The 4310-nt window shown below is 70.7% G+C and carries 6 protein-coding genes; 3 read left to right on the top strand and 3 right to left on the bottom strand.

Features of this window, described 5'->3' with window-relative positions; translation table 11 throughout:
• Positions 1-1024, top strand: a 1024-nt coding sequence (locus tag G3I65_RS18540) for a molybdopterin-dependent oxidoreductase (protein WP_160697225.1), incomplete at its 5' end; no start/stop codon positions are given.
• Here G3I65_RS18540 and G3I65_RS58790 read toward each other — a convergent pair.
• Positions 1011-1289 (bottom strand): hypothetical protein, encoded by a 279-nt coding sequence (locus G3I65_RS58790; RefSeq protein WP_309235547.1) that lies wholly within the window; start codon positions 1287-1289, stop codon positions 1011-1013. The genes G3I65_RS18540 and G3I65_RS58790 overlap by 14 nt on opposite strands.
• Here G3I65_RS58790 and G3I65_RS18535 point away from each other — a divergent pair.
• Entirely contained in the window at positions 1171-1785 is a 615-nt protein-coding gene (locus G3I65_RS18535; protein WP_309235546.1) for a fasciclin domain-containing protein, read from the top strand. The genes G3I65_RS58790 and G3I65_RS18535 overlap by 119 nt on opposite strands.
• 4 nt (positions 1786-1789) lie before the next feature.
• Here G3I65_RS18535 and G3I65_RS18530 read toward each other — a convergent pair whose 3' ends face one another.
• A complete protein-coding gene (locus tag G3I65_RS18530; protein WP_160697223.1) occupies positions 1790-2797 on the bottom strand; it encodes an LLM class flavin-dependent oxidoreductase in 1008 nt (335 codons plus the stop codon).
• 45 nt (positions 2798-2842) lie between these two features.
• A complete protein-coding gene (locus G3I65_RS18525) occupies positions 2843-3496 on the bottom strand; it encodes a TetR/AcrR family transcriptional regulator C-terminal domain-containing protein (RefSeq protein ID WP_160697222.1) in 654 nt (217 codons plus the stop codon).
• 91 nt (positions 3497-3587) lie between these two features.
• Between G3I65_RS18525 and G3I65_RS18520 the strand changes: the two genes are divergently transcribed.
• Positions 3588-4310 (top strand): NAD(P)-dependent alcohol dehydrogenase (locus G3I65_RS18520; protein ID WP_160697221.1); only part of this gene is annotated, 723 nt, incomplete at its 3' end.

The following is a 4310-nucleotide window of genomic DNA, read 5'->3' as shown; positions in this document are numbered from 1 at the left end:
CGGGGCCGGGGTCGCGGGGATCGGCGGGCAGTTGCTCGCCGGCAGCCGGGACGCGGCGTCGTCGCGGGAGGCGGTCGGGCGGCTGGTCCCGGTGCGCACCGCGCCGGTGATCCCGGCCGACGCGGACTTCGCCAAGCTCGGCACGCCCACCTTCGTCACCCCTAACGCCGACTTCTACCGCGTGGACACCGCGTTGTCCGTCCCGCAGGTCCGCACCGAAGACTGGAGCCTGCGGCTGCACGGCATGGTGGACCGCGAAATCCGGTACCGCTACGGCGACATCCGGAACCGGCCGCTCGTCGAGCGCACCATCACGATGACCTGCGTGTCCAACGAAGTCGGCGGCACCTACGTGTCCACCGCGAACTTCCTCGGCGTCGACCTGGCCGACCTGCTGGAAGAGGCCGGCGTGCGCCCCGGCGCCGAACAGCTCTATTCGTCCAGTGTGGACGGATGGACGTCGGGCAGCCCGGTCGCCGCGGCGATGGACCGCGGGCGCGGCGCCATGCTCGCCATCGGGATGAACGGCGAACCACTGCCGATCGAACACGGATTCCCCGCGCGACTCGTCATCCCCGGCTTGTACGGGTACGTGTCGGCCACGAAATGGGTGACCGACCTCGAAGTGACGACTTGGCGGGCGCGCCAGGCCTATTGGCTGAAACGCGGCTGGGGCCGGGAAGCGCCGATCAAGACGGAATCGCGGATCGACACGCCGAAGGGTTTCGAAACCGTGCCCTCGGGGAAAGTTCGCGCGGCCGGGACTGCCTGGGCGCAGCACACCGGGATCGCGAAGGTCGAGGTGCGGATCGACGGCGGTCCGTGGCAGGAAGCCGTGCTGTCGCACGAAGTCAACCTCGAAACCTGGCGCATGTGGTGGATCGAGTTCGACGCCAAGCCCGGTGGGCACCAGGTCGTCTGCCGGGCGACCGACCGAAGCGGGTACACGCAGACCGAAATGCGCGCCGGTACCGTTCCCGACGGCGCGACCGGGTGGCACAGCATCGCTTTCACCGCGCGGTGAGCTGAATCACCCGATGGGCGCCCATCCGATTCACGGGCAGGTCCGAATACCGGTCAAGAAGAAGTCCCAAGCTGATTGTAGGAGTGATTTTCGTGACCAAGCTTCGTGTCGCCGGAATCGGCGTCGCCGCTGTCGCCGCCCTTTCGCTGACCGCGTGCAGCAGCAGCGACACCGCTTCGTCGGGCAGCTCCAGCAGCTCGATGGCGCCGTCGTCGTCGATGGCGGCGCCATCGTCCAGTGCGGCTGCCGCGGACGGCGTGACCACCAACGCGGACGTCTTCGGCCCCGCCTGTTCCCAGCTGCCGCAGGGTTCCGCGCCCGGTTCGCTGGACTCGATGGGTCCGCAGCCGGTCGCCTCGGCCGCGTCGACCAACCCGCTGCTGACCAAGCTGGTGGCCGCGGTCAAGGCCACCAACCTGGTCGACACGCTCAACAGCCAGCAGGCCATCACGGTGTTCGCTCCGGCCGACCCGGCGTTCGCCGCGCTGGGTGACGCCAAGTTCGCCGAGCTGGCGGGCAAGCCCGCCGAGCTGGCGCCGATCCTGCAGTACCACGTCGTCGGCAAGCGCTACGACGCCAAGGGCCTCGCGGCCGCGGGCTCGCTCGACACGCTGAACACCGCCGGCGGCCCGCTGAAGATCGAGGGCTCGGGCGAGAACCTGACCGTCAACGGCGCGAAGATCCTGTGCGGCAACATCCCCACGAAGAACGCCACGGTCTTCGTGATCGACAAGGTGCTGACCCCTGGCACCACCAAGTAGTAGGTCAGGGTTTCCGGCCCAGCGCCGGGCCGAGGCGTTCCGCGATGTCGGTGAGGATCTGCACGTAGTCTTCGTGGTCGAAGGTGAACGGCAGGGCGAAAGCCACCTCGTCGACTTCGCGGAACGCCTCGTGCGCGTGGAGCCGTTCGGCGATCTCGGCCGACGTGCCCACGAAGTCGGGGGAGAAGAGCATCCGGGCCGGACCCTGCGGTTCGGCCGTGCGCGGCAGCCGGTTCCGGGCGTATTCCTCGTACTTCGCGCGCTGCTCCGGCGTCGCGCTGTCGGTCGGGATCACGACCAGGCCCTGCGAGACGCGGGCGGCCTCGCCGTCGGGGTGGTGCGCGCGGAACGCTTTGATGTGCGACAGCTGGATTTCCGCGAAGTCCGTGCTGTCGCCTTCGGCCTTGACCACGCTGCTGGTCAGGAAGTTCATCGCGTGCTTGCCCGCCCACTCGGCCGAGCGCAGGCTCGCGCCGCCGTACCAGAGGCGGTCGCCGAGCCCGGGTGCCTGCGGCTGCACGCGGTCGGAGAACACCTCGAACCCCTGCGTGCCGCTGAACCCGGTGGCGGGCTTGCCGCGCACGAACCCGAGCAGCCGTTCCACCCGGTCGTAGGAGAAGTCCTCGGCGTCGGCGGTGTCCGGGTAGAGGGCCTGCTTGACGTCGTCCCACCGCATCGGCGGCCCGACGCTGAGCCCGGGGTTGAGCCGCCCGCCCGAGAGCAGGTCGACGGTGGCGAGGTCCTCGGCGAGCCGCAGCGGGTTCTCCCAGCCGAGCGGGATGACGGCGGTGCCGAGGTGGATCCGGCTGGTCCGCTGCGACGCGGCGGCGAGCACGGCGACCGGCGAGGAGATGCCGTACTGCAGGTGGCGGTGCCGCACCCAGGCGCTGTCGAAGCCGAGCCGCTCACCCAGCTCGATGATCTCGAGGGTCGACTCGTGCCCCCGTCGCGGGTCGGCCGCGTCGAAGAGGCCGATGGTCAGGAAGCCGAGCTTCCGCAGTGGTCGTGACACCCCGCCGATTCTGCTCCGGTGTGCCGGGGTGTCCCACCTGGTGGACTACCGCACCCGGTCCAGCCCGTCGAGGACGAGGTCCAGGCCGAACTCGAACTCCGCCTGGTCGTCGCACCAGCCCAGCGTCGAATCCGGGTCGTCGTGGGCGATCTCGCTCAGCATGGCCACCAGGTTCGGCAGCTGCGCGACCACCTCCGGCGGGACTTGGGCCGACGCGCCCGGCCCGGGGTCGAACGGCTCCTGGCTGAACCCCAGCGCCCGGCTGCCGAGCGCGTGCAGCGCGTGGTGGATCCGGTCGTACGAGAAGCCGCCTTCGCGCATCAAGGCGACCAGGTTGTCGTAGTACTTCAGCACCGCCGGGCTGGTCGACGACCGCGGCCCGAACAGCGCCGGGGCCCAGCGGTGGCGGAGGAACACTTCGCGGGCGGTGAGGATGCGCCGCCGGGCCGTCAGCTTCCAGTCCGGGCCTGCTTCGAGCGCGGCGACCGCCTCGTTGATCTCCTGGGCCACGACGTCGACGATCCCGTCGAGAACGTCTTCCTTCTTGGCGACGTGGTAGTAGAGCGACATCGCCTCGGCGCCGAGCTCCTCCGCGAGCCGGCGCATGGTCACCGCGGGCAGGCCGTGCTCGTCGGCGAGCGCGACGGCCGTGCGCAGGACGCGTTCCCGGCTCAGCGGGATCCGGGCTTCGGTGGTCACGCGCAAGATCGTACAACGTAAGTCTGCCTTGACCCCACGTCCGGCCCGGAGCTACCTTACAGCGTACGACTTACAACGTAAGGGAGATGCGATGAAGGCCCTCGTTCAGCGTGTGTACGGCCCGCCCGACAGTCTGACCTGGGAAGACGTCCCCGATCCGGTGCCCGCGGAAGGCGAGGTGCTCGTCCGCGTCCACGCCACATCGGTCAACCCGTACGACTGGCACTTCCTGAGAGGCGAGCCCCGCGTGGCACGTCTGATGCCCGGCGGCTTCGGGGTCCGCCCGGCGCCCGGCATCCTCGGCTGCGACCTCGCCGGCCGGGTCGAGACGGCCGGGACGCGGTTCGCACCCGGCGACGACGTGTACGCCCTGCTGCCGCGCGGCGCTCACGCCGAGTACGTGTGCGTGCCCGAAGACCTGCTGGCGCCGATGCCGGCGAACCTGTCGCACGAGCAGGCCGCGACGATGCCGATGGCCGCCGTCACCGCCCTGCTCTCCCTGCGCGGCGTGGCGCCGGGGCAGCGGGTCCTGGTCAACGGCGCTTCCGGGGGCGTCGGCACCTTCGCCGTCCAGCTGGCCAAGGCGCTCGGCGCGCACGTCGACGCCGTGTGCGGCGCGGCCAACGCCGGCCTCGTGCGTTCGCTCGGCGCCGGGCACGTCGTCGACTACCGCACCGAGGACTTCACGCGCAGCGGCCGCCGGTACGACTTCGTGCTGGACATCGCCGGCGGCCGGTCGGTGTTCGCCTGCCGCCGGATCCTCGAGCGCGCGGGCACCTTCGTCGCCGTCGGCGGTCCGGCCGGGCGCTGGCTG

The sequence above is a fragment of the Amycolatopsis sp. SID8362 genome (assembly GCF_010550475.1).
GTDB lineage: Bacteria > Actinomycetota > Actinomycetes > Mycobacteriales > Pseudonocardiaceae > Amycolatopsis > Amycolatopsis eburnea.
The sequence above is the reverse complement of the archived record's forward strand: the minus strand, read 5'-3'. Positions and strand labels throughout refer to the sequence as shown.